19 protein-coding genes, 1 pseudogene and 1 riboswitch are annotated in these 21,870 nt (G+C 59.8%); of the genes and pseudogenes, 11 read left to right on the top strand and 9 right to left on the bottom strand.

Annotation, left to right across the window (positions count from 1 at the left end; all coding sequences use genetic code 11):
* Nucleotides 1-81 precede the first annotated feature (81 nt).
* Nucleotides 82-1,491 carry an adenosylhomocysteinase gene (gene ahcY / locus LUU92_RS26920; RefSeq protein ID WP_257102874.1) on the bottom strand — a complete coding sequence of 470 codons (1,410 nt, stop codon included), beginning with the start codon at nucleotides 1,489-1,491 and terminating at the stop codon, nucleotides 82-84.
* Nucleotides 1,492-1,512: 21 nt separating this feature from the next.
* Nucleotides 1,513-1,619, bottom strand: a riboswitch (S-adenosyl-L-homocysteine riboswitch).
* Between the two features lie 198 nt (nucleotides 1,620-1,817).
* On the opposite strand from ahcY, the gene LUU92_RS26915 reads away from it, so the two are divergent.
* The 3 genes and pseudogenes from LUU92_RS26915 to LUU92_RS26905 all read left to right on the top strand — a co-directional run bounded on the left by LUU92_RS26915 (nucleotide 1,818) and on the right by LUU92_RS26905 (nucleotide 5,183).
* Complete coding sequence (locus LUU92_RS26915; protein ID WP_222540574.1) at nucleotides 1,818-2,222, top strand: acyl-CoA thioesterase; 405 nt, start codon at nucleotides 1,818-1,820, stop codon at nucleotides 2,220-2,222.
* A gap of 88 nt (nucleotides 2,223-2,310) precedes the next feature.
* Nucleotides 2,311-4,239, top strand: a pseudogene (locus LUU92_RS26910) (patatin-like phospholipase family protein).
* Between the two features lie 56 nt (nucleotides 4,240-4,295).
* Nucleotides 4,296-5,183 (top strand): formate/nitrite transporter family protein, encoded by an 888-nt coding sequence (locus LUU92_RS26905; RefSeq protein WP_071490337.1) that lies wholly within the window; start codon nucleotides 4,296-4,298, stop codon nucleotides 5,181-5,183.
* On the opposite strand, the gene LUU92_RS26900 is transcribed toward LUU92_RS26905, so the two are convergent.
* Complete coding sequence (locus tag LUU92_RS26900; protein ID WP_092242070.1) at nucleotides 5,177-6,436, bottom strand: cation:proton antiporter; 1,260 nt, start codon at nucleotides 6,434-6,436, stop codon at nucleotides 5,177-5,179. The two genes, LUU92_RS26905 and LUU92_RS26900, sit on opposite strands and share 7 nt — an antisense overlap.
* Before the next feature lie 201 nt (nucleotides 6,437-6,637).
* On the opposite strand from LUU92_RS26900, the gene LUU92_RS26895 reads away from it, so the two are divergent.
* Nucleotides 6,638-7,024, top strand: coding sequence for an MAPEG family protein (locus LUU92_RS26895; protein WP_010207167.1), 387 nt, complete (start codon nucleotides 6,638-6,640; stop codon nucleotides 7,022-7,024).
* An 86-nt stretch (nucleotides 7,025-7,110) separates the two neighbouring features.
* On the opposite strand, the gene mltA is transcribed toward LUU92_RS26895, so the two are convergent.
* Nucleotides 7,111-8,295, bottom strand: a complete 1,185-nt coding sequence (gene mltA / locus LUU92_RS26890) for a murein transglycosylase A (RefSeq protein WP_071490335.1) — start codon at nucleotides 8,293-8,295, stop codon at nucleotides 7,111-7,113.
* 129 nt (nucleotides 8,296-8,424) lie between these two features.
* Between mltA and LUU92_RS26885 the strand changes: the two genes are divergently transcribed.
* Nucleotides 8,425-8,874, top strand: coding sequence for a c-type cytochrome (locus LUU92_RS26885; RefSeq protein WP_071490334.1), 450 nt, complete (start codon nucleotides 8,425-8,427; stop codon nucleotides 8,872-8,874).
* 6 nt (nucleotides 8,875-8,880) lie between these two features.
* Here LUU92_RS26885 and LUU92_RS26880 read toward each other — a convergent pair whose 3' ends face one another.
* The 5 genes from LUU92_RS26880 to LUU92_RS26860 form a co-directional block, all read right to left on the bottom strand.
* Complete coding sequence (locus LUU92_RS26880) at nucleotides 8,881-9,276, bottom strand: DUF1090 domain-containing protein (RefSeq protein WP_071490333.1); 396 nt, start codon at nucleotides 9,274-9,276, stop codon at nucleotides 8,881-8,883.
* Nucleotides 9,277-9,320: 44 nt separating this feature from the next.
* Nucleotides 9,321-10,985 (bottom strand): NAD-dependent DNA ligase LigB, encoded by a 1,665-nt coding sequence (gene ligB / locus LUU92_RS26875; protein WP_257102873.1) that lies wholly within the window; start codon nucleotides 10,983-10,985, stop codon nucleotides 9,321-9,323.
* Between the two features lie 95 nt (nucleotides 10,986-11,080).
* Nucleotides 11,081-11,431 carry a hypothetical protein gene (locus LUU92_RS26870; RefSeq protein ID WP_222540570.1) on the bottom strand — a complete coding sequence of 117 codons (351 nt, stop codon included), beginning with the start codon at nucleotides 11,429-11,431 and terminating at the stop codon, nucleotides 11,081-11,083.
* A gap of 222 nt (nucleotides 11,432-11,653) precedes the next feature.
* Nucleotides 11,654-12,844, bottom strand: a complete 1,191-nt coding sequence (gene metK, locus LUU92_RS26865; RefSeq protein ID WP_071490330.1) for a methionine adenosyltransferase — start codon at nucleotides 12,842-12,844, stop codon at nucleotides 11,654-11,656.
* A gap of 19 nt (nucleotides 12,845-12,863) precedes the next feature.
* On the bottom strand, nucleotides 12,864-13,859 hold the full coding sequence (locus LUU92_RS26860; RefSeq protein WP_257102872.1) for an ArsR/SmtB family transcription factor: 996 nt from the start codon (nucleotides 13,857-13,859) through the stop codon (nucleotides 12,864-12,866).
* A gap of 261 nt (nucleotides 13,860-14,120) precedes the next feature.
* Between LUU92_RS26860 and tkt the strand changes: the two genes are divergently transcribed.
* The 6 genes from tkt (at nucleotide 14,121) to fba (ending at nucleotide 20,337) form a co-directional block, all read left to right on the top strand.
* Nucleotides 14,121-16,118, top strand: a complete 1,998-nt coding sequence (gene tkt, locus LUU92_RS26855) for a transketolase (protein WP_071490328.1) — start codon at nucleotides 14,121-14,123, stop codon at nucleotides 16,116-16,118.
* Between the two features lie 138 nt (nucleotides 16,119-16,256).
* Nucleotides 16,257-17,315, top strand: a complete 1,059-nt coding sequence (epd, locus tag LUU92_RS26850; RefSeq protein WP_071490327.1) for an erythrose-4-phosphate dehydrogenase — start codon at nucleotides 16,257-16,259, stop codon at nucleotides 17,313-17,315.
* Nucleotides 17,316-17,332: 17 nt separating this feature from the next.
* Nucleotides 17,333-18,496 (top strand): phosphoglycerate kinase, encoded by a 1,164-nt coding sequence (locus tag LUU92_RS26845; RefSeq protein WP_071490326.1) that lies wholly within the window; start codon nucleotides 17,333-17,335, stop codon nucleotides 18,494-18,496.
* 29 nt (nucleotides 18,497-18,525) lie between these two features.
* On the top strand, nucleotides 18,526-18,753 hold the full coding sequence (locus tag LUU92_RS26840) for a hypothetical protein (protein WP_092242101.1): 228 nt from the start codon (nucleotides 18,526-18,528) through the stop codon (nucleotides 18,751-18,753).
* A 59-nt stretch (nucleotides 18,754-18,812) separates the two neighbouring features.
* Nucleotides 18,813-19,148 (top strand): MliC family protein, encoded by a 336-nt coding sequence (locus LUU92_RS26835; protein WP_071490324.1) that lies wholly within the window; start codon nucleotides 18,813-18,815, stop codon nucleotides 19,146-19,148.
* A 124-nt stretch (nucleotides 19,149-19,272) separates the two neighbouring features.
* Entirely contained in the window at nucleotides 19,273-20,337 is a 1,065-nt protein-coding gene (gene fba / locus LUU92_RS26830; protein WP_003177554.1) for a class II fructose-bisphosphate aldolase, read from the top strand.
* 753 nt (nucleotides 20,338-21,090) lie between these two features.
* Here fba and LUU92_RS26825 read toward each other — a convergent pair.
* Nucleotides 21,091-21,756: a polysaccharide lyase family 7 protein gene (locus LUU92_RS26825; RefSeq protein ID WP_071490323.1), complete on the bottom strand. Its 666-nt coding sequence runs from the start codon at nucleotides 21,754-21,756 to the stop codon at nucleotides 21,091-21,093.
* Nucleotides 21,757-21,870 lie beyond the last annotated feature (114 nt).

Genomic DNA, 21,870 nt, shown 5'->3' with positions numbered 1-21,870 from the left:
TATCGGGGGCAAGTCGAATCGTCGCACCGCCCCTCCCACATTAAAGGCCCGCCCTCACAAGGAGAGCGGGTGGTAAGCAAATCAGTAGCGGTAAGCGTGCGGCTTGAACGGACCTTCAACGGTCACGCCGATGTAGTCGGCCTGGGTCTTGGTCAGTCGAGTTACCACGCCGCCGAAGCCGCGGACCATTTCCAGGGCCACTTCTTCGTCGAGTTTCTTCGGCAGTACTTCCACGGTCAGGCGCTCGGCTTTCTGGGCAGGCGACAGGTCGGCGTACTTCTGGCCGAACAGGAAGATCTGGGCCAGTACCTGGTTGGCGAACGAGCCATCCATGATGCGGCTTGGGTGGCCGGTAGCGTTGCCCAGGTTAACCAGGCGGCCTTCAGCCAGCAGGATCAGGTAGTCGTCGTTCTGTGGGTCGAAATCACCCGCGCCGGTACGGTGAACCTTGTGCACCTGAGGCTTCACTTCTTCCCATGCCCAGTTCTTGCGCATGAAAGCGGTGTCGATCTCATTGTCGAAGTGACCGATGTTGCAGACCACGGCACGCTTCTTCAGGGCTTTGAGCATGTTCGCGTCGCACACATTCACGTTGCCGGTGGTGGTCACGATCAGGTCGATCTTGCCCAGCAGGGCTTTGTCGATGCTCGCTTCGGTACCGTCGTTCTGACCGTTGATGAACGGCGAAACCACTTCGAAACCGTCCATGCAGGCTTGCATGGCGCAGATCGGGTCGACTTCGGAAACCTTGACGATCATGCCTTCCTGACGCAGGGACTGGGACGAACCCTTGCCCACGTCGCCGTAGCCGATCACCAGGGCTTGCTTGCCCGACAGCAGGTGGTCGGTGCCGCGCTTGATGGCATCGTTCAGGCTGTGACGGCAGCCGTACTTGTTGTCGTTCTTGCTCTTGGTCACCGAATCGTTGACGTTGATGGCCGGGATTTTCAGCTCGCCCTTGGCCAGCATGTCCAGCAGGCGGTGTACGCCGGTGGTGGTTTCTTCGGTCACACCGTGGACGCGGTCGAGGACCTGCGGGTACTTCTTGTGCAGCAGCTCGGTCAGGTCGCCGCCGTCGTCGAGGATCATGTTGGCATCCCAAGGCGCGCCATCTTTGAGGATGGTTTGCTCCAGGCACCACTCGTACTCTTCTTCGGTCTCGCCTTTCCAGGCGAACACCGGGATACCGGCGGCAGCAATTGCGGCAGCGGCCTGGTCTTGAGTCGAGAAGATGTTGCAGGACGACCAGCGCACTTCGGCACCCAGGGCAACCAGGGTTTCGATCAGCACGGCAGTCTGGATAGTCATGTGGATGCAGCCGAGGATCTTCGCGCCCTTGAGCGGCTGCTCAGCGGCGTACTTGCGACGCAGGCCCATCAGGGCAGGCATTTCGGATTCGGCGATAAAGGTTTCGCGACGGCCCCAGGCAGCGAGGGACATGTCGGCGACTTTGTAGTCGTTGAAATCTGCAGGCGTGTTGACAGCGCTCATGAAGAGCCTCCATTCGTAGTGTGCGAATGGGCGCCGTTGTGCGTTTAGTATCAGGCCAGGTAGACCAGGCCGGACAACGCCCCATCCGAGCCTGACAGGTTGAACCTGCTGCAGCGCCCCTCGGACAGGTGGCGGGAGAACGGTATCAACCGAAGATAACCGTTTTGAAGCGGGGGCGATTATAGCCGTGTGCGCCAGACTTCCCAAGCCTTTCTGTCGGCCATATGAAGATCGCTCATGGGGTTGATAGGCAATGGCGCGTAGAGCTTGGGGCGGGCGTCTGCCATGATGCTGCCCATCATTGGGCAACACGCTTTGGAGTGAACATGAACTTCCACACCCGCAAATGGGTAAAACCCGAAGACCTCAACCCCAACGGCACCCTGTTCGGCGGCAGCCTGCTGCGCTGGATCGACGAAGAAGCGGCCATCTACGCCATTGTTCAACTGGGCAACCAACGCGTCGTCACCAAGTACATCTCCGAAATCAACTTCGTCAGCGCCTCGCGCCAGGGCGACATCATCGAACTGGGCATCACCGCCACTGCGTTCGGTCGCACCTCCATCACCCTGACCTGTGAAGTGCGCAACAAGATCACCCGCAGTAGCATTCTCACCGTGGAAAAAATGGTCTTCGTCAACCTTGGTGAAGATGGCCTGCCAGCGCCTCATGGCCGCACTGAGATCAGGTATGTGAAGGACCAGTTCAAGGACGACATTCCTCCACAGTAATCGCGGACCGGGTCGATTTGCTTTACCAAATCATTCCGGATGGACCTGTCCAGGCTCTCGCGTCACTCAGGATGACATCCTGTAGAGAATGGCGCGTATGAATATGAAAGTGTCCAGCTCGCATTCCACTGCTCAGTCTCAGCCGCCGGAGAATGTAGAAAAGAATGTAAAGGCATCGCTGGTCAAAGACGTGGGCGAGCGCAAATTGAGCCTTGAGCGATTCAGCGATGGCCAGGTGGAAGTGGTTTTGTCACCGCCGCCGCTTACGCATCTTGTATTGAGTGGGGGTGGGGCCAAGGGCATTGCTTTCCCGGGCATGGCCCAGGCACTTGAAAACCACAAGGCACTGGTGGGCGTCAAAGTGATCTCCGCGTCCTCCGCGGGCGCGATTTCTGCTGCGTTGCTGGCCAGTGGCCTGGATGCCAAGACCTTTGAAAACCTGTCGAACAGACTCAACCTGGCTGAATTGCTGAACAGCAAGAATCCTTTTATTGCAAAGCTACAGAATGCCAGTACTGAAATTGGAAAATTGGCAGGGCGCTTGTCAGGTACGGCGGGAAATATCGCGCAGTTATTGTTCACCCTGATACCGCGCCTGCAAACCGAAGCGCAGCCCCTGAAAGACCTGATCGGCAATGAGGCGCGCAAGTCGCTGCTGGCGAAGATCGCCGGGACCCGGCGGGTAGACCGGCCCGCCGGCGTCATGAAGATTGCAGACCGGCTCAGTGCCGGGAAAGGACCGACTTTTCGCGACATTGAGGTGTTGAGTCGTCACATTCCTGCAGTCAAGCAGCTCAACATCACGGGAACCGGCCTGTTCGATGGCCGAGCGCAGTTGGTGGTGTTCAATGCGAGCACCACACCGGACATGGACATTGCCCGGGCGGCTCTTATATCTGGCTCATTACCTGGGTTGTTCAAAAGCCCGATAGAGCAGGGCCATGCCTTTCAGGAGCACGCTGAGCAAACGGCATTTCTGGATGGTGGACTGCTGGTCAACACGCCGTCTTCTGCGGTGATTGATCCGCCTTTTCCAGAAAGCCCTCTGAGCAAGACCGAGTCACTGGTCGTCAGGTTCGAGTCGGAAACCCCGGAGCCTGCCAAGGCAGGCAGCGTTGTGAGCGGCTTGCTCGATAGGATCATTGGTGTCCCGCATGCGGCTGCCTGGAGGTATCAGGAAGACAAGCTCAAGGCACAAGCGGATCAGACTGTCGTATTACCGCTGAAATCAGAAAAGGGCGACTTCCGTGGCGTGTTCGGTGGCACGGTCAATTTCACCATGACCGACGATCAGAAGAAGCATCTGCAAGCGTCGGCGCGTACGGCGGTAAGCGCGCACCTGGAAAAGCGTGCCGCGTTGCGTGAGCGTTACCAATTCCAGTCATTGGACGACGCTGTGTTGGCCATGGACGACAAAATGCTGGCGAGCGTTGAGAGTTATCTGGAGAAGGATCCCGCCGCCAAGGATGTGTTGATGTTTCGCAAGAGCGCACAGCAAGCAATGCAGGAACTGGATGCCGCCATTACCGAAGCCAATCAGGCCAGTGACAAGCTGACGCTGACTCCCAGGTTGGCGGCGGCGTTGCGTAACCTGGATGCGCTGGCACGTCGTCCCGAGCGTGTCGAGTGGTTGGGACGGCGTCTCAACGCAGCCGGCAGGCCTAATTTTCAGCAGCTTCTGCAAGTGATGAACGGGCAGCCTTCTGGTAACGAAGTGGCGATGTCGAAGGTCATGACGAACGCGGTTGTGCAGATGAACAGGCGTGATGTGGCGGTAAAGGCCGAAAATTTCACGCGGGAAGTCATTTACCCGTCGCTCTATCGGCCTGGCCAGCCGCAGGCCAATATCGAACTGTTGCGGCGTGCCGCCCGTGACTTGGCGGATGCCACCAAGTGATCGACGATATCGTCAAGCACTACAAGTGCGCGCAATAACCCCTGGAGTACTCCGATCCGCTCTACCACTGTGGAAGCCGCCATAGCCTGGCGCATACCAGTTAAATCGTCAGGCCACTGAACAGCCATCGTCGGGGCATGTCGTAGCTACAGGCACCCCTCGGACTCTGGTAAATCATGGCCACCCAAACAGACGGCAAGACCCCCAATCTCTCGCAGGAAGAGCAGCAGGACGTGGACAAGAACCAGCCGCCCCGTGCGGCGGTGCTGCACGAAATCATCCGCACCCAGGGCGACCAGGAGCTCGAGCGCAGCGTCGCCGCCCTATGGTGGTCGGCGCTGGCGGCCGGCCTGACCATGGGCCTGTCGCTGATGGCCATGGGGCTGCTCAACTCGCGTCTGCCGGAGGGCGAAGCCTTCAAGGTGATCGCCAGCTTCGGTTACTGCGCGGGCTTCCTGGCGGTGATCCTCGCTCGCCAGCAGTTGTTCACCGAAAACACGCTGACCGCCGTGTTGCCGGTGATGAGCAAGCCCACCCTGAGCAACGCCGGGCGCCTGCTGCGGTTATGGTCGGTGGTGCTGGTGGGTAACCTGTGCGGCACCTTGCTAGTGGCGTACGTGATGCTGCACCTGCCGATCTTCGATACCAAGACCGACATGGCCTTCCTTGAGATCGGGCGCAAGATCATGGAGAACGACCCCGGCCAGATGTTCGCCAAGGGCATCGTTTCCGGCTGGATGATCGCCACCATGGTATGGATGATCCCGTCCATGGAGAGTGCCAAGATGTGGATCATTATCTTGATCACCTACCTCATGGCATTGGGCGACTTCACTCATATCGTTGTCGGCTCGGCGGAGGTGTCGTACCTGGTGTTTGCCGGCGAGTTGCCGTGGAAGGACTTCTGGCTGGTGTTCGCCGGGCCGACTCTGGCGGGCAATATCATTGGCGGCAGCTTTATCTTTGCACTGATCAGTCATGCACAGATTCGCAGCGAAAGCAGCCTGCCGGGCAAAAAAGCTGCGGACCCGAGGCATCCGCAGCGGATCAACAAGGATCAGTGAGTGTCAGGCGCGGCCTGGGGCTCGTCCCGGGTTACGCGCTTGACCAGCTTGCCGATGCTCAACCCCTGCAACAGGATCGACGACAGCACCACGATATAGGTGATGCTCAGCAGCAAATCGCGCTCCGGGCCCAGTGGCAAGGCCAATGCCAGCGCCACTGAAACCCCGCCGCGCAAACCACCCCAGGTCAGGATGCGGATGGTCCCGCGTGGCACCGTGCGCCAGCGGCGCAACAACAGAATGGCCGGAGCAACCGTCAGCAGGCGCGACAGCAGAATCGCCACGGCCAGGAGGCTGGCGGCGAACACGTGCAGCCAGTTGAACGGCAACAGCAACAGTTCCATGCCGATCAGTGCAAACAGCAGGGCGTTGAGCATGTCATCGAGCAGTTCCCAGAAGCCGTCCAGGTAGCGACGGGTCATATCGTTCATGGCCAGCTTGCGCCCCAGGTTGCCGATGATCAGGCCGGCGACCACCATCGCGATCGGTGCCGAGACGTGCAGTTCGGTGGCCATTGCCGAGCCGCCGATGACCAGAGCCAGAGTCAGCATCACTTCGATCTGGTGCTGCTCGATACTCTTGATCATCAGGTAAACGAGGTAGCCGATCAGGCCACCGAACACCACGCCGCCGATGGCCTCATGGGCAAACAGCATGGCGGTAGCGCCCACGGTGGGCGTCTCGCCCAGCTGTGCGATCCCCAGCAGTACGGTAAACACCACGACTGCCGTGCCGTCATTGAACAGCGACTCGCCGACGATGGTGGTTTTCAGGGGTTTGGAGGCATTGGCGGTACGCAGTACGCCCAGCACCGCAATCGGGTCGGTGGGGGAAATCAGTGCACCGAACAGCAGGCAGTAGAGGAAACTCACATGCCAGCCAAACAAGGCAAAGATGTAATACGCCAGGCTGCCAATCACCACGGTGGCGATCAGCACGCCGAAGGTCGCCAGCAGGCCGATGGGCCAGCGGTAGCTGCGCAGGTCGTTCAGGTTGACGTGCAAGGCGCCGGCGAACAGCAGGAACGAGAGCATCCAGTTCATCAACAAATCGCCGAAGTCGATCTGGCCGATCAGTTGCTGGATGCGTTCCTCAAGACCGGGGTAGCCGAGAAAACTCAAGCCTTGCAGGATCAGTGAAAACACCAGCGCCGTGACCATCACGCCGATGGTAGGTGGCAGGCCGATAAAGCGAAAGTTCACGTAGGTGAGCAGGGTGGTGAGGCAAATGAAGGCGGCGACAAGTTCAAGCATCCGGGGTCCTTGGAAGGTGGGGGAGAGCGTTGATGGGGGATGGACCGCAACAGCGGCACGATGTTGCAGGGGGGGGACAAATCACCGATAGAACCTTTCCGGACGTGGCGGTTCATAGCGGTGGGTGCGGTTTTACAGGTTTAGTGCTAAAACTCTAATTTCTGTTTAAAACTTAAAACAAAATTAAAAAAGGAATCAGTGATGACGGTGGCCTTCTGGTGTGTGTTGATCGCAATTTTCCTGCCTTATCTGTGTACAGGTGTGGCCAAGTTCAGTGGTGGCAAGTTCGGGCCACGGCAGAACCACGACCCCCGGGCGTTCCTGGACACCCTCGAAGGGTTTGCCAAGCGTGCGCATAGTGCGCAGCTCAATAGCTTTGAAGTCACGCCGGCGTTTGCGGCTGCAGTGATCATCGCGCACCTGGCCGGTACGGCCGAATTGGTGACCATCAATGTGCTGGCTGTGCTGTTTATCACCAGCCGCCTGCTGTACATCATCTGTTACCTGGCGGACTGGGCGATGCTGCGTTCGCTGGTGTGGTTTGTGGGGATGGCGTTGATTGCGAGTTTCTTCTTTGTCTCGATCTGACGGTTAAATATGGGCTTTTTGGTGAGCGCGCGTCTTGTGGTGAGCGCGCTTGTCCATCCCAATGAACCGATTTTGGCAAAGCGTTTTCAGGTCCCGCTAGGTGCATCCGGTACATGCGGCAGTGCTGCGCCCTTGGGCCACAGCATCCAGATCTGCCCCTGCTGTTTCATGTTGCCCGCCAATTCTCCCGCTGCGTCGCCGGTGCCCCAGAACAGGTCAGCGCGCACTTCGCCCGTGATCGCACCGCCGGTGTCCTGGGCGGCGACGGGCCTTGTGATGGGTGAACCGTCCGGTTTGGAAGTCGATAGCCACAGCAGGCTGCCCAGTGGAATCACCTTGCGATCCACCGCCACACTGTAGCCTGCGGTCAACGGCACGTTCAACGAACCGCGCGGGCCTTCGTTACTGTCGGGGCGGGCGCTGAAGAAGACGTAGCTGGGGTTGCTCGCCAGCAGTTCCGGGATGCGCTGCGGGTTGGCCTTGGCCCAGGCGCTGATGGCGCTCATGGTCACATCTTCTTTCTTCAACTGCCCTTGCTCCACCAACCAGCGGCCGATGGGGCGATAGGGGTAGCCATTCTGGTCACCATAACCGACGCGCAGTTGGCGCCCTCCGGCCAGTTGGATCCGGCCTGAGCCCTGGATTTGCAGGAATTGCAGGTCCATCGGGTCAGTCAGCCAGGCAATCGGTTTGGCCGTGGAACCTTGGCCATTGATGGCACTGGCGTCGTCGTAGGGCTTGAGTACGCGACCTTCCAGGCGACCGCGCAGGCGTTTGCCCTTGAGTTCGGGGTAGATGCTTTCCAGGTTAACGATGATCAGGTCGTCCGGTACGCCATACACCGGCACGTTGGCTTTGGCGGTTTTGGTCAGGCTGCCGGGGTAGACCGGTTCGTAGTAACCGGTGATCAAGCCGTTCGGGGTGTTGTCGGCCGAACGCAGGCCGAACACATCCAGGCGCTCCTTGAGAAACCCGCGCACGGCCACGGCATTGGCGGGCACCGTAGCGGCGGCTGCGCAGGTCGCGCCCCAGACCGGGTCGGCCTTGAGGCGTTGGCAGGCGCTGCGCCAGGATTCAAAACCGGCCAGCAAATCGTTGTCGGATACTGCGGGTAGCGCTTCCCACGGCGCGCTGACATAGGTCGCGACGGCGTGAGGCTTGGAAGTTTCATCTTTGGCTGCTTCTTTACCCGCATCGCAGCCGGCCAGCAGCACGATCATCGGCAGAGCCCACGCCAGGCGGTGGCTCCAGCGTTTCGACATGACATACATACAAACACTTCCTGAAGCGATTGCCCGCGCTGTAACACCTTCGGGCAACCCTTATTATTAATAGGGCTATTGGTCTTTGTGGGTGGGGCGAGGATACTGGCCGCCGTTTCCCGTGACCTCGAAGCCACCATGACTTTTAAACGACTGACTGTTGTACTGCTGGCCTGCCTGGCCCTGTCCGCCTGCGGCGGTGTTGATCCGAATTCGCCGCTGGGCCAGCGCAAGGCAATCTTCAAACAGATGCTCAAGACCGGCGAAGACCTGGGCGGCATGTTGCGCGGGCGCATCCCGTTTGACGGCGCCAAGTTTGCCGAGGGTGCGGTCAAGCTCGACGCCTTGTCCCATGAGCCTTGGAAACATTTCCCAAGCGTGCGCGAAGAAGATAACACCAGCGCCAAGGACGATGTCTGGCAGAAACAGGCGCAATTCCAGCAACTGGCCCGCAACCTTGAAGCGGCCACCGGCGAATTGGTGACCGCCAGCCAGGTGCAGCCCTACAAGGCCAGTAACCTGGGGCCGGCCGTGCAGAAAGTCGAAGATGCCTGCAGCGCCTGCCATAAACAGTTCCGGGACCACTGACCGGTTTTACTGGTCGAGTTCTTCCACCGCGTCCTGCAGTTCCTTGCGGGACTCGGCGAGCTTGTCCTTACGCTTGTTGATCTTGTCCGCGTCGCCTTTTTTCATGGCCTTGTCGAGGTCGGCCTGACGGCGGCTGACTTCGTGCTTGGCGTCGAGTACCTTGTTTTCACGCTCTTTCTTCAGGGATGCGTCGGTGCAGTTGGCGGTGACTTCACTCAGGGCTTTTTCCAGGCCGGCTTGTTGCGCGCTGTTGCCGTGGGCCTTGGCTTGTTCGATCTGGGTGCTGATGGCTTGGCGTTTGGCGGCGCAGCCGGTGAGGGGGGCGGCTTGTTCAGCGGCCAGCAACGGTGTGGTCATGAAGCTTGCGACGGTCAGCAAGGCAAAAGGGGCTAGAAATTTCATGTGGGGCTCCAAAGTCGCAATCTGATGGCGGGGGGCAGCGGGGTTCAAAACCCGTCTATCCCCGCCATGCGTAATGTTTCAGCCAAGGCCTGTACATGCGGGTCGCGAAAAAAAGCGCTCAGTTGCGCTGCGCGGCCCGGGCCGATGCCATCAATGTTCAGCCAGGCCTGGGTGTCTCTGGCGACCAGCGTCTGCCAGTCGCCCTCCAGGTTGTTACGTGCCGCAGGCGGTACACCCAGGGCCTTGAGCCATTGTGCAAAGGGCCGCTGCCGAGCGCTGTGAAGGCTTTCGAGTAGGCGTTCGCGGCTGCGATCACCGAAGCCATCAATGTTAGCAAGCTCTGCCGCGTCCAGGGTTAACCAATCGAGAAAGCCTGCGATTAGACCGGCCTGGATCAATACGTTCCAGGTTTCGCGACCTACGTGTGGCAACGCGAGGCCCTGGTTGCCGCTGAGCCAGGTAAGGCGTGCCAGTAATTGTTCCTCGCAATCGGGGTCCAGTTGCCAGCAGCTCAGCGCATGGAATTTGGCAGGGTTGGGCACTGGCAGGTCCACCCTGGTGGTATTGCGCAAAATGACCGCGTCCAACCCAGGAATAACCTGGCCCGCCAGGCTGACCGCGACCTGGTCGCCAGGTCGGATATCCAACGCTTGCCAGCGTACCAATGAGCCGACACTTACCCGGCTGATTTTCCGGTCGTCCAAGCGTACCGGCTCCAGTTCCAGCATGGGGGTGATGCGTCCGGTGCGTCCGACCTTGAACTCAACGTTGCGCACCAGTGCCAACGCCTTGGCCGCTGGGTACTTCCAGGCGACTGCCCAATACGGCGCATTAACCTGCCAGCGTTCGGCGGGTGCGTGCTGCGCCTGGTGCAGCACCACGCCATCGCTGGCGAACGGCAATGGATGGTTGTACCAATAGGTGCGCCAATGCGAGGCTTCGGTGATGTTTCGAATGGGATGGCTGTAGCGTCGGCTATCGGTGAAGCCCCAGCGTGCCAGTGTGGCGAGGCGTTCGGTAAATGTCGCCGGCCCTTTCGGCCAAGCCCAGACGAACAAGCCAATGCCTGCGGCGTCGGTGTCGCTCAATTGCTTACGGTTCATCAACCCGGCCACCTTGCTGCGGGCATTGAGCCCGCCATTTGCCGACTGCACATGGTCGCCGAGGCGCCAATAGAGTTCGCCTTGCAATACGAGATCAATGGGCTCGGGCAACTGCTGGACTATGCCGGGGATTTTGCGCGCCGAGGCAGACCAGTCGTGACCCCTTGCTCCATCGCCGCGGCTGATGACTTGGCTCAGGCGCCCCTTGCGATACACCAGGGTCACCGCCACACCGTCCACCTTCGGTTGAATCCAGACATCCTCGCGGTTGACCAGCCAGGCAGCGACTGCCTGTTCATCCAGCAGTTTCTCCAGGCCGGTATGGGCAACGGGATGCGGCCGGGTACCGCGTGCGCTCGCCAGTGGGTTGTCGGGCGTCAAAGGGGTGTCGGGGAAGCACTGGCGCCAGTGGGCCAGTCGCTGGCGGGCCTGGTCGTAGAGCTCATCGCTCACAGGGGATTGGCCAAGCCGGTGGTAGCTGTCATCCCACTGGCGGAGTTGTTCGGCCAGGGTGCTGACCTGAGCCCGAGCATCGTCGGGGCAATCTTCGGCCCACAGGCTGAACGGTAAAATACTGAGTAAAAGGGCTATCGGTAGACGCATCATGAGCATCCTTGCTCGAAAAGGGTGCCCAGCCTAATGGAACCCTGCGGCTACAAAAAAGCCCCGACAGCGCGGGGCTTTTTACCGGGTGTTTCTGTTTACTTGAACAGGCCGCCCAGGGCTTTCACCGCGTCAGGTTTATCAGCCTTGGCTTCCTGTGTTTGTTGCTTGGCATCGGCTTTGGCCTGCGCTTGGGAAAGTTTGTCACAGCCTTTGTTGATCTGGTCTTGAGCGGCTTTGAAAGCCTTCACTTTCAAGGTGTCCTTCTGGGCTTCGGCTGCATCGATCTTGGTTTGCAGGTCTGCGGCTTGCTTCTGGCAGTCGCCGGAATTGCCGCCACCGAGCTGCGAGCTCAGGGCACCGCTCAGTGCGCTCAGGTCGGCGGCGTGGGCCGGCACGGCGAACAGGCTGAGCAGAAGGGCGGCAGGGGCGAGCGTGGAGATGCGCATGAAAAACCTCAATGTTCGATTGCCTGCGCGCTTGGGAATCCCGGGCTGGCGCAGGGCAATATCCAAATAAGGTGAGAGGCCCGAGAGGGCGCGGATTCTAGAGGGCCATCATTGGGCCTGCAAGCTTTGGATCCAAAAAGTGTGAGGGGTGTCGCGCAAAGTGCAATGCAATAAAAAGCCCCGCCAGGCGAACCTGGCGGGGCTTTTGTGCACCTTGAGCGTTTACAGGCCGGCGGCGGTACGCAGGTCGTTGGCGCGGTCGGTTTTTTCCCAGGTGAAGGTGGTGAAGGTGTCGTCGCCGACAGTCTTCTGCGCAGGGGTACGGCCGAAGTGACCGTACGCTGCGGTTTCCTGGTACATCGGGTGCAGCAGGTCGAGCATGGTGGTGATCGCGTAAGGGCGCAGGTCGAAGACCTCACGCACCAGCTTGACGATCTTGTCGTCGCTGATCTTGCCGGTGCCGAAGGTATTCAGCGAGATCGACGTAGGCTGGGCCACGCCGATAGCGTAGGAAACCTGGATCTCGCAGCGCTCGGCCAGGCCGGCCGCGACGATATTCTTTGCCACGTAACGACCCGCGTAGGCTGCCGAGCGGTCAACCTTGGACGGGTCTTTACCCGAGAACGCGCCGCCGCCGTGACGGGCCATGCCGCCGTAGCTGTCGACGATGATCTTGCGACCGGTCAGGCCGCAGTCGCCTACCGGGCCACCGATGATGAACTGGCCTGTCGGGTTGATGTGGAACTGGGTGTCCTTGCTCAGCAGTTCGGCCGGCAGCACGTGCTTGACGATCAGCTCCATCACGCCTTCGCGCAGGTCGGCGTAGGACACGTCTGGGTTGTGCTGGGTCGACAGTACAACCGCGTCGATACCCACGACCTTGCCGCCTTCGTAACGGCAGGTCACCTGGGACTTGGCGTCAGGGCGCAGCCACGGCAGCAGACCGGATTTGCGGGCTTCTGCCTGACGCTGCACAAGCTGGTGCGAGAAGGTGATCGGTGCTGGCATCAACACGTCGGTTTCGTTGCTGGCGTAGCCGAACATCAGGCCCTGGTCGCCGGCGCCCTGGTCTTCCGGCTTGGCGCGGTCTACACCCTGGTTGATGTCCGGGGACTGCTTGCCGATGATGTTCATCACGCCGCAGGTCGCACCGTCGAAGCCGACGTCGGAACTGTTGTAGCCGATGTCGGTGATCACATCACGAACCAGCTGCTCCAGGTCAACCCAGGCGGTGGTGGTCACTTCGCCAGCGATGATCGCTACACCGGTTTTCACCAGGGTCTCGCACGCCACACGGGCGAACTTGTCTTCAGCAATGATGGCGTCCAGCACCGCATCAGAAATCTGGTCGGCGATTTTGTCCGGATGCCCTTCAGACACGGACTCGGAGGTGAAAAGGGAGTATTCGCTCATCTCGATGTTTTCCTGATATTTACCGATGGTGAGTGTCGCCAGCCGGCCGCTGAAAATGGCGGACCTGGATCTGGAAACCATTGCGTAAACCTACATAGAGGCTATCCCCGGGAACGAGTCCCGCAGCGGTGGCCCAACGGGCCAGGTCATCCTGTTCAAAACCCAACCAGAGATCACCGCAGGCCTCCCTGGCCCAATTCTGGTTGTGGCTGCATAAATCCGTAACCAACAGGCTACCGCCGGGGTGCAGCAGCCCGGCCATTTGCCTGAGGGCCTCGGCGGGGGCGGCGAAATGGTGCAAGACCATATTCAGCACCACGCAGTCCGCCTTGATTGTCGTGCTGCTCAGTGCGTCGGCCAGTTGCAGGCGGACATTGCCCAGCGACTCGCGCTCGCAGAGCTGGCGTGCCAGGTCGAGCATCGCCGGGCTGTTGTCCAGTGCCGTGACCTGGTGAAAGCGCCGCGCCAGTTCCGGCAGGAAACCGCCGTCACCCGGGCCGACTTCCAGGGCCGTGGCCTCATCACTGAAGCTCAGCTTGTCCAGCAGCGCCAGTACGCTGTCGCGGTATTGAGCCAGACCTGCGATCAGGTCCTGCTGGGCGCGAAACTTCTCTGCTACCCGCGCGAAAAAGTCCTGGCTGGCGGCGGCGCGCTGCCCGTGGACCTGGCCGATGCGCGATTGCACGTCGACCGGCAGGTTCAGGCTGTCCACTTCTTCGAGCAGCGCGGCGTGCAGCTTGCCGCCCAGCAGCTCGGTGTGGGGCAGGGCGCGCCGATAGAAAATCGCATTGCCTTCACGGCGGGTCGCCACCAGCTCGGCCTGGGCCAATACCTTCAGGTGGTGGCTCATGCCGGACTGACCGATGGCGAAGATCTGCGCCAGCTCCAGTACGCCAAAGGAATCGTTGGCCAATGCGCGCAACACGTTCAAACGCAACGGGTCGCCAGCGGCCTTGCACAAGGCTGCCAGTTCATCGCCGTCGTCGGGGCGCAGTGAGGGCATGGGTATATTCATAAGGCCAGCAGTCTAGTGACGGGTGGGCGTCCCCGCAAGGCCAATATCAAAAAGTTTTGATATTGGTCGATAAGTGGCGGTTATAAGCAGTCGCTATAACCTTTAGACGAACCGCTTAAAGGGTTCTGCAAGGTATTGACGCCCAAAGCACAGGAAAAACCTCCTCAAGTGACTATCTGTCATTGCCCGCAGGCGGTGGCTGAGGGAAAATGCCGGTCCTTTTTTCCGTTTCTTTTATATTCAAACCTCAGGAGATCAGCGATGCCCAGCCGTCGTGAGCGTGCCAACGCCATTCGTGCCCTCAGCATGGATGCCGTGCAAAAAGCCAACAGCGGCCATCCCGGTGCCCCGATGGGCATGGCGGATATCGCCGAAGTACTTTGGCGTGACTACCTGAAACACAACCCGAGCAACCCGTCGTTCGCCGACCGTGACCGCTTCGTGCTGTCCAACGGCCATGGCTCGATGCTGATCTACTCGCTGCTGCACCTGACCGGCTACGACGTCACCATCGACGACCTCAAGAGCTTCCGCCAGCTGCACAGTCGCACCCCGGGCCACCCGGAATTCGGCTACACCCCAGGCGTCGAGACCACCACCGGTCCCCTGGGCCAAGGCCTGGCCAACGCCGTAGGCTTCGCGCTGGCTGAAAAAGTCCTGGGCGCGCAGTTCAACCGTCCTGGCCACGACATCGTCGACCACCACACCTATGTATTCCTGGGTGATGGCTGCATGATGGAAGGCATTTCCCATGAAGTCGCGTCCCTGGCCGGCACCCTGGGCCTGGGCAAGTTGATTGCCTTCTACGACGACAACGGCATCTCCATCGACGGCGAAGTCGAAGGCTGGTTCACCGACGACACCCCGAAGCGTTTCGAAGCCTATAACTGGCAGGTGATCCGCAACGTCGACGGTCACGATCCGGAAGAGATCAAGACCGCCATCGACACCGCCCGCAAGAGCGCGCAGCCGACCCTGATCTGCTGCAAGACCACCATTGGCTTCGGTTCGCCGAACAAGCAGGGTAAAGAAGACTGCCACGGCGCCCCACTGGGTGACGCGGAAATCGCCCTGACCCGTGAGGCCCTGAAGTGGAACCACGGCCCGTTCGAAATCCCGGCTGACATCTACGCTGAGTGGAGCGCCAAGGAAAAAGGCCTGGCCACCGAAGCCGAGTGGGACCAGCGCTTCGCGGCCTACTCCGCCGAATTCCCTGAGCTGGCCAACGAGCTGGTGCGTCGCCTGGCCGGCGACCTGCCTGCCGACTTCTCGGAAAAAGCCTCGGCCTACATCGCCGAAGTCGCGGCCAAGGGCGAGACCATCGCCAGCCGTAAAGCCAGCCAGAACACCCTGAACGCCTTCGGTCCGTTGCTGCCAGAGATCCTCGGCGGTTCGGCTGACCTGGCCGGTTCCAACCTGACCCTGTGGAAAGGCTGCAAAGGTGTCTCGGCGGAAGACGCCAGCGGCAACTACATGTACTACGGCGTGCGTGAGTTCGGCATGAGCGCCATCATGAACGGCGTGTCACTGCACGGCGGCCTGGTGCCTTACGGCGCGACCTTCCTGATGTTCATGGAATACGCCCGCAACGCCGTACGCATGGCTGCGCTGATGAAGAAACGCGTGATCCACGTGTACACCCACGACTCCATCGGCCTGGGCGAAGACGGCCCGACGCACCAGCCGGTCGAGCAACTGACCAGCCTGCGCACCACGCCGAACCTGGATTGCTGGCGCCCAGCCGACGCGGTGGAATCCGCCGTGGCCTGGAAGCACGCCATCGAGCGCAAGGACGGCCCATCGGCGCTGATCTTCTCGCGTCAGAACCTGCAGCACCAGGTGCGTACCGACGCGCAGATCGCCGACATCAGCCGTGGCGGCTACGTGCTCAAGGATTGCATCGGCGAGCCGGAACTGATCCTGATCTCCACCGGTTCCGAAGTGGGCCTGACCGTGCAGGCGTACGACAAGCTGACCGCCCAGGGCCGCAACGTGCGCGTGGTGTCGATGCCGTGCACCAGCGTGTTCGAAGCCCAGGACGCCGGCTACAAGCAGTCGGTATTGCCGTTGCAGGTCAGCGCGCGTATCGCCATCGAAGCGGCTCACGCCGACTACTGGTACAAGTACGTGGGCCTGGAAGGCCGCGTGATCGGCATGACCACCTACGGTGAGTCGGCGCCGGCGCCAGCGTTGTTCGAAGAGTTCGGCTTCACCCTGGAAAACATCCTGGGCCAGGCTGAAGAGCTGCTGGAAGACTAAGTCAGTCTGCGTTGTCTGTACTGGCGCCATCGCGGGCAAGCCCGCTCCCACATTTGGATCGCGGTCTAATGTGGGAGCGGGCTTGCCCGCGATGGCGATGGTGCTTTCAACACCGAACTCACCTTGATCGAGAACCCCATGCCTCAACCGCGTCCCTACAAAGTTGCACTCAACGGCTACGGCCGCATTGGTCGTTGCGTCTTGCGTGCTCTGTTCGAGCGAGGGACGACGGCCGGGTTTGAAATTGTTGCAATCAACGACCTGGCTGACATGGCCAGCATCGAATACCTGACACGCTTTGACTCCACCCACGGCCGCTTCCCCGGCGAAGTGCGGGTCGAGGGCGATTGTCTGCATATTAATGGCACTTGCGTGCAGGTCTTGCGCAGTGCCACCCCCGAAGCCATCGACTGGAAAGCACTGGGCGTCGACCTGGTGCTGGAATGTTCCGGTGTCTACCACACCCGTGCCGATGGCCAGCGTTTCCTCGACGCCGGCGCACCGCGTGTGCTGTTTTCCCAGCCGATGGCCAGCGAGGCAGATGTCGACGCCACCATCGTCTACGGCATCAACCAGGATTGCCTGACCGGCGATGAGCGGCTGGTGTCCAACGCCTCCTGTACCACCAACTGCAGCGTGCCGCTGTTGCGCTTGCTGGATCAGGCGATCGGCCTGGACTATGTGTCGATCACCACGATTCACTCGGCGATGAACGATCAGCCGGTAATCGACGCCTATCACCACGAGGACCTACGCCGTACGCGCTCTGCGTTTCAGTCTGTGATTCCGGTGTCTACCGGCCTGGCCCGGGGTATCGAGCGACTGCTGCCGGAACTTGCCGGGCGAATCCAGGCCAAAGCCGTACGGGTGCCGACGGTGAACGTGTCCTGCCTGGACATCACCATGCAGACCGTCAGCGATACTGACGCGACGGAGGTCAACCGGATCCTGCGCGATGCCGCCACCAGCGGCCCGCTCAAAGGCTTGCTGGCCTACACCGAGTTGCCCCACGCCAGCTGTGATTTCAACCATGACCCGCATTCGGCGATTGTCGATGCCAGCCAGACCCGCGTTTCCGGCCCGAGGCTGGTGAACATCCTGGCCTGGTTCGACAACGAATGGGGGTTTGCCAACCGAATGCTGGATGTTGCGGAACATTATCTGCACATCGCCTCTAAACAACCTCATCAACAGTAATTCAGGAACTGCGACCCATGACCGTGTTGAAGATGACCGACCTCGATCTGCAAGGTAAGCGCGTACTGATCCGCGAAGACCTCAACGTCCCAGTCAAGGACGGTGTAGTCACCAGCGATGCGCGAATCCTGGCTTCGCTGCCGACCATCAAGCTGGCCCTGGAAAAAGGCGCGGCCGTGATGGTCTGCTCCCACCTGGGTCGCCCGACCGAAGGTGAGTTCTCCGCCGAAAACAGCCTCAAGCCTGTGGCCGACTACCTGAGCAAAGCCCTGGGCCGCGACGTGCCGCTGGTGGCTGACTACCTGGGTGGTGTGGACGTGAAGGCCGGCGACATCGTGCTGTTCGAAAACGTGCGCTTCAACAAGGGCGAGAAAAAGAACAGCGATGAACTGGCCCAGCAATATGCGGCACTGTGCGACGTGTTCGTGATGGACGCCTTCGGCACCGCCCACCGCGCCGAAGGTTCCACCCACGGCGTAGCCAAATACGCCAAGGTCGCTGCGGCTGGCCCACTGTTGGCCGCTGAGCTGGAGGCACTGGGCAAGGCCCTGGGCGCGCCGGCCCAACCGATGGCGGCCATCGTCGCTGGTTCCAAGGTGTCGACCAAGCTGGACGTGCTCAACAGCCTGAGCCAGATCTGCAACCAGCTGATCGTCGGCGGCGGCATTGCCAACACCTTCCTGGCGGCCGCCGGTCACCCGGTAGGCAAGTCCCTGTACGAGCCAGACCTGCTCGACACGGCCCGTGCCATCGCCGCCAAAGTCAGCGTACCGCTGCCGGTGGACGTGGTAGTGGCCAAGGAATTCGCCGAAAGCGCCGAAGCCACCGTCAAGCTGATCGCTGACGTGGCCGCCGACGACATGATCCTGGATATCGGCCCGCAAACAGCGGCCAACTTCGCTCAATTGCTGAAAGCTTCGCAGACCATCCTGTGGAACGGCCCGGTCGGTGTGTTTGAATTCGACCAGTTCGGCAACGGCACCAAAGTGCTGGCCAACGCCATTGCCGAAAGCTCGGCCTTCTCCATCGCTGGTGGCGGCGACACGTTGGCGGCGATCGATAAATATGGCGTTGCTGAGCAGATCTCCTACATTTCTACCGGTGGCGGTGCGTTCCTCGAATTCGTCGAGGGCAAGGTACTGCCGGCCGTTGAAGTGCTGGAAACCCGAGCCAAAGGCTGAGGCTCGTGATCTGGAAAAGGAGTATTCCCATGATCAAGTCGTTGGCATTGGTGATCGCAGCGGGCCTGTTGGCCGGTTGCGGCAGCACGCCGAACGCGAAGTCTGCGGCAGATGAACCTGCCTCCGGGCAGAAAAAGAGCTGCTACCAGGCCGACTGGCAAGCCGAAACCATGCCGGTGATCAACAAGCGCATCGGCAACGAACGGCTGGAGAAATACGACTCCGCGCCCAACGGTCAGGAACAGGGTTGCCCTTGACGGGTCTGATCAACTAACCGACAGCAGCGGCGGCCATGGTCGCCCTGTGAGGATTGGCAATGAAAGGCGTTTTCGCCCTGGCAGCCCTGGCCTTGTTGGCCGGCTGCAGCAGCATGAACATGTTCAACGGCAAGGCCGAAACGGCCGACAAGTGGACCACCTGGACCTGCGACAGCAAGGCCGAGGTCAACTGGCGCTTTGCCAACCCGGCTAAATCCGAGGTGGATGTACGCCTCGGCGGTTCCGACCAGGTCTACCGCCTCAAACAGGACGTTGCTGCCTCGGGCGTACTGTATGCCAACGACCAATTGGCGTTTCACACAAAAGGTGAGGAAGGCCTGGTTTACTGGGTCGCCACCGATGATTTGATTGGGCGCGGCTGCAAAGCGCAGTAAGCGTGACAGCAATAACGATTCAGCAGGCCAGGCATGCAAACCCTGACCTGCAATAACTTGAATAGCAGCCGCCGCTACGGCAGGCTTGCACGATTAACGACCCTCGACCGGGAGAGACAACACAATGGCACTTATCAGCATGCGTCAAATGCTGGACCACGCAGCCGAGTTCGGCTACGGCGTCCCAGCCTTTAACGTCAACAACCTTGAGCAGATGCGCGCCATCATGGAAGCCGCTGACAAGACCGACTCCCCCGTGATCGTCCAGGCTTCGGCCGGTGCCCGCAAATACGCCGGCGCGCCGTTCCTGCGTCACCTGATCCTCGCCGCAATCGAAGAATTCCCGCATATCCCGGTGTGCATGCACCAGGACCACGGTACCAGCCCTGACGTGTGCCAGCGCTCCATCCAACTGGGCTTCAGCTCGGTGATGATGGACGGTTCCCTCGGCGAAGACGGCAAGACTCCGACCGACTACGAATACAACGTGCGCGTCACCCAGCAAACCGTAGCCATGGCCCACGCCTGCGGCGTGTCTGTTGAAGGCGAGCTGGGCTGCCTGGGTTCCCTGGAAACCGGCATGGCCGGCGAAGAAGACGGCATCGGTGCCGAAGGCGTGCTGGATCACAGCCAAATGCTGACCGATCCGGAAGAAGCCGCCGACTTCGTGAAAAAGACCCAAGTCGACGCCCTGGCCATCGCCATCGGCACCAGCCACGGCGCCTACAAGTTCACCAAGCCACCTACTGGCGACGTGCTTGCCATCGACCGAATCAAGGAAATCCACAAGCGCATCCCCAACACTCACCTGGTGATGCACGGTTCTTCCTCGGTGCCGCAAGAGTGGCTGGCGATCATCAACCAGTACGGCGGCGATATTAAAGAAACCTACGGCGTGCCGGTTGAAGAAATCGTCGAAGGCATCAAGTACGGCGTGCGCAAGGTCAACATCGATACCGACCTGCGTCTGGCGTCCACCGGTGCGATGCGTCGCCTGATGGCCACCAACCCGAGCGAGTTCGACCCACGTAAGTTCTTCGGTGCGACCGTGACCGCGATGCGTGATGTGTGTATCGCTCGCTACGAGGCCTTCGGTACTGCCGGCAATGCTTCGAAGATCAAGCCGATCTCGTTGGAAGCGATGTATCAGCGGTATTTGAAAGGTGAGTTGAACGCTAAGGTGAACTAAGCCAATAGCGCCAAAAAAACCCGCAGAAATGCGGGTTTCTTATAGGTATGAAGTATTTTTCTAAGGACAGTGAACAGTTTTTCATCGTGGGTAACGCAATAGTTTTTCAGGTGTTGGATAAGCCATCTTAGTAATTACTATAGTTATACAACTGTAAATCTCAGGTTCTGTCCTATCTCCGTATATGTTTGAGATGCATTTTCAAGCTCCCAGTAAACGTCATAGACTCCTGGGTTTGGAAGGTAGCAGGGTATTTCCTTCTCAAAATATTCGCGTTTATTGTTGATGTAAATTTGTAGCAGCGCGGCAGTAAGAGTTATTTGTTCCAGAAACATCGTAGGAAGACCTGCGGACGGCACAGGGTAGCAATAATAAGTCAGCACATCGCCTATCCTGGTGTTGTTGCTCAATAAGTGTGACAAGACGAGATACCTGAAAGGCCTGGTGACAACTGGCATGTTTTGGGGCGGCGTCGCAAAAGAACCAGGTGGGGTGGCATTGTATATTTTTGGTTGCGACCCGGCGCCAAACCCCGACGGCAGGTTGGTTAAAGGTGGCTATCGTTGGCATGTGTTTAACTCCTGAATGGGTACAGGAGTCGGACGCACATGATTTTATAAGATGTGCCCTAGGGTGCGCACTGCAAGAAATACTATTTTTATGCTGTTTTGCTATAGGGGTAAGACGATCGTCGGAGTTCGTTATATCCAAGTAATCATTCCCCCGCCGTAGCGGGGGATGATTGAAATAATCTTACTCGTGATCAATATCCAACTTGGCGAACGTCACCCGCGCCCCTTCCTTGCTGTCGCCACTGTTGTCCTGCACATACGCTCCCGCCTTGAAGTACAACGGCTTGGCGCCCCACGCCGCGCCGATGCGTTCGTTCCACTCGCCGTCCGCGGCATACACACTGAGAAGCCCCGCCTTGTTGAGGTTGATCACATAGGTGAAGGTTTTTTCCAGCGGCACATTCGATGCCACGGTGATCACCCGGCCTTCATCCTCATCCGGGCGCATGCGCACCTTGGCGACGATGTTGCCGGTCTGGGTTTTCTCCTTGAATTGATACTCCAGCTTGATCAGTGGTTTCTGGCTGTCATAGGCGTGAATCTGCCCGATCACGATTTTGCCGGAGGACGGCACTTGATTGACGGCCAGAGTGGCACGCAGGAAGTTGTCCGCATCCGGATAGGTCCAGTTGCGCAGGCGGCCATCGGCGTAGGTCTCGCGCAATTCACTGCGCGGGTAAATGGCGTTTTCGGTACGGGTGCCGGTGACCGGGGTCCAGAATTGGACGTTGCTGCCTTCGGCCTGGAAATATTGGTCGTTGAAGCCGCTCATCAATCTGGGGGTTTCGATGGTCGCGGGTGGAGAGCCGACAGGGATGCTGAGGTTCCAGGTGGATAGGTCGATCATGGCGTAGGCCTTTTTACAGAGGGGTGTAGGCTATGGCCCTTGGGCCAGACAGGTTCTTTATAGGTGGTGTTAACCGTCTTGTTAAATCATTGCTGGCAACTTATTGGCGCCAAC

It is taken from the genome of Pseudomonas extremorientalis (assembly GCF_024584605.1).
GTDB classification, from domain to species: domain Bacteria; phylum Pseudomonadota; class Gammaproteobacteria; order Pseudomonadales; family Pseudomonadaceae; genus Aquipseudomonas; species Aquipseudomonas extremorientalis.
The sequence above is the reverse complement of the archived record's forward strand: the minus strand, read 5'-3'. Positions and strand labels throughout refer to the sequence as shown.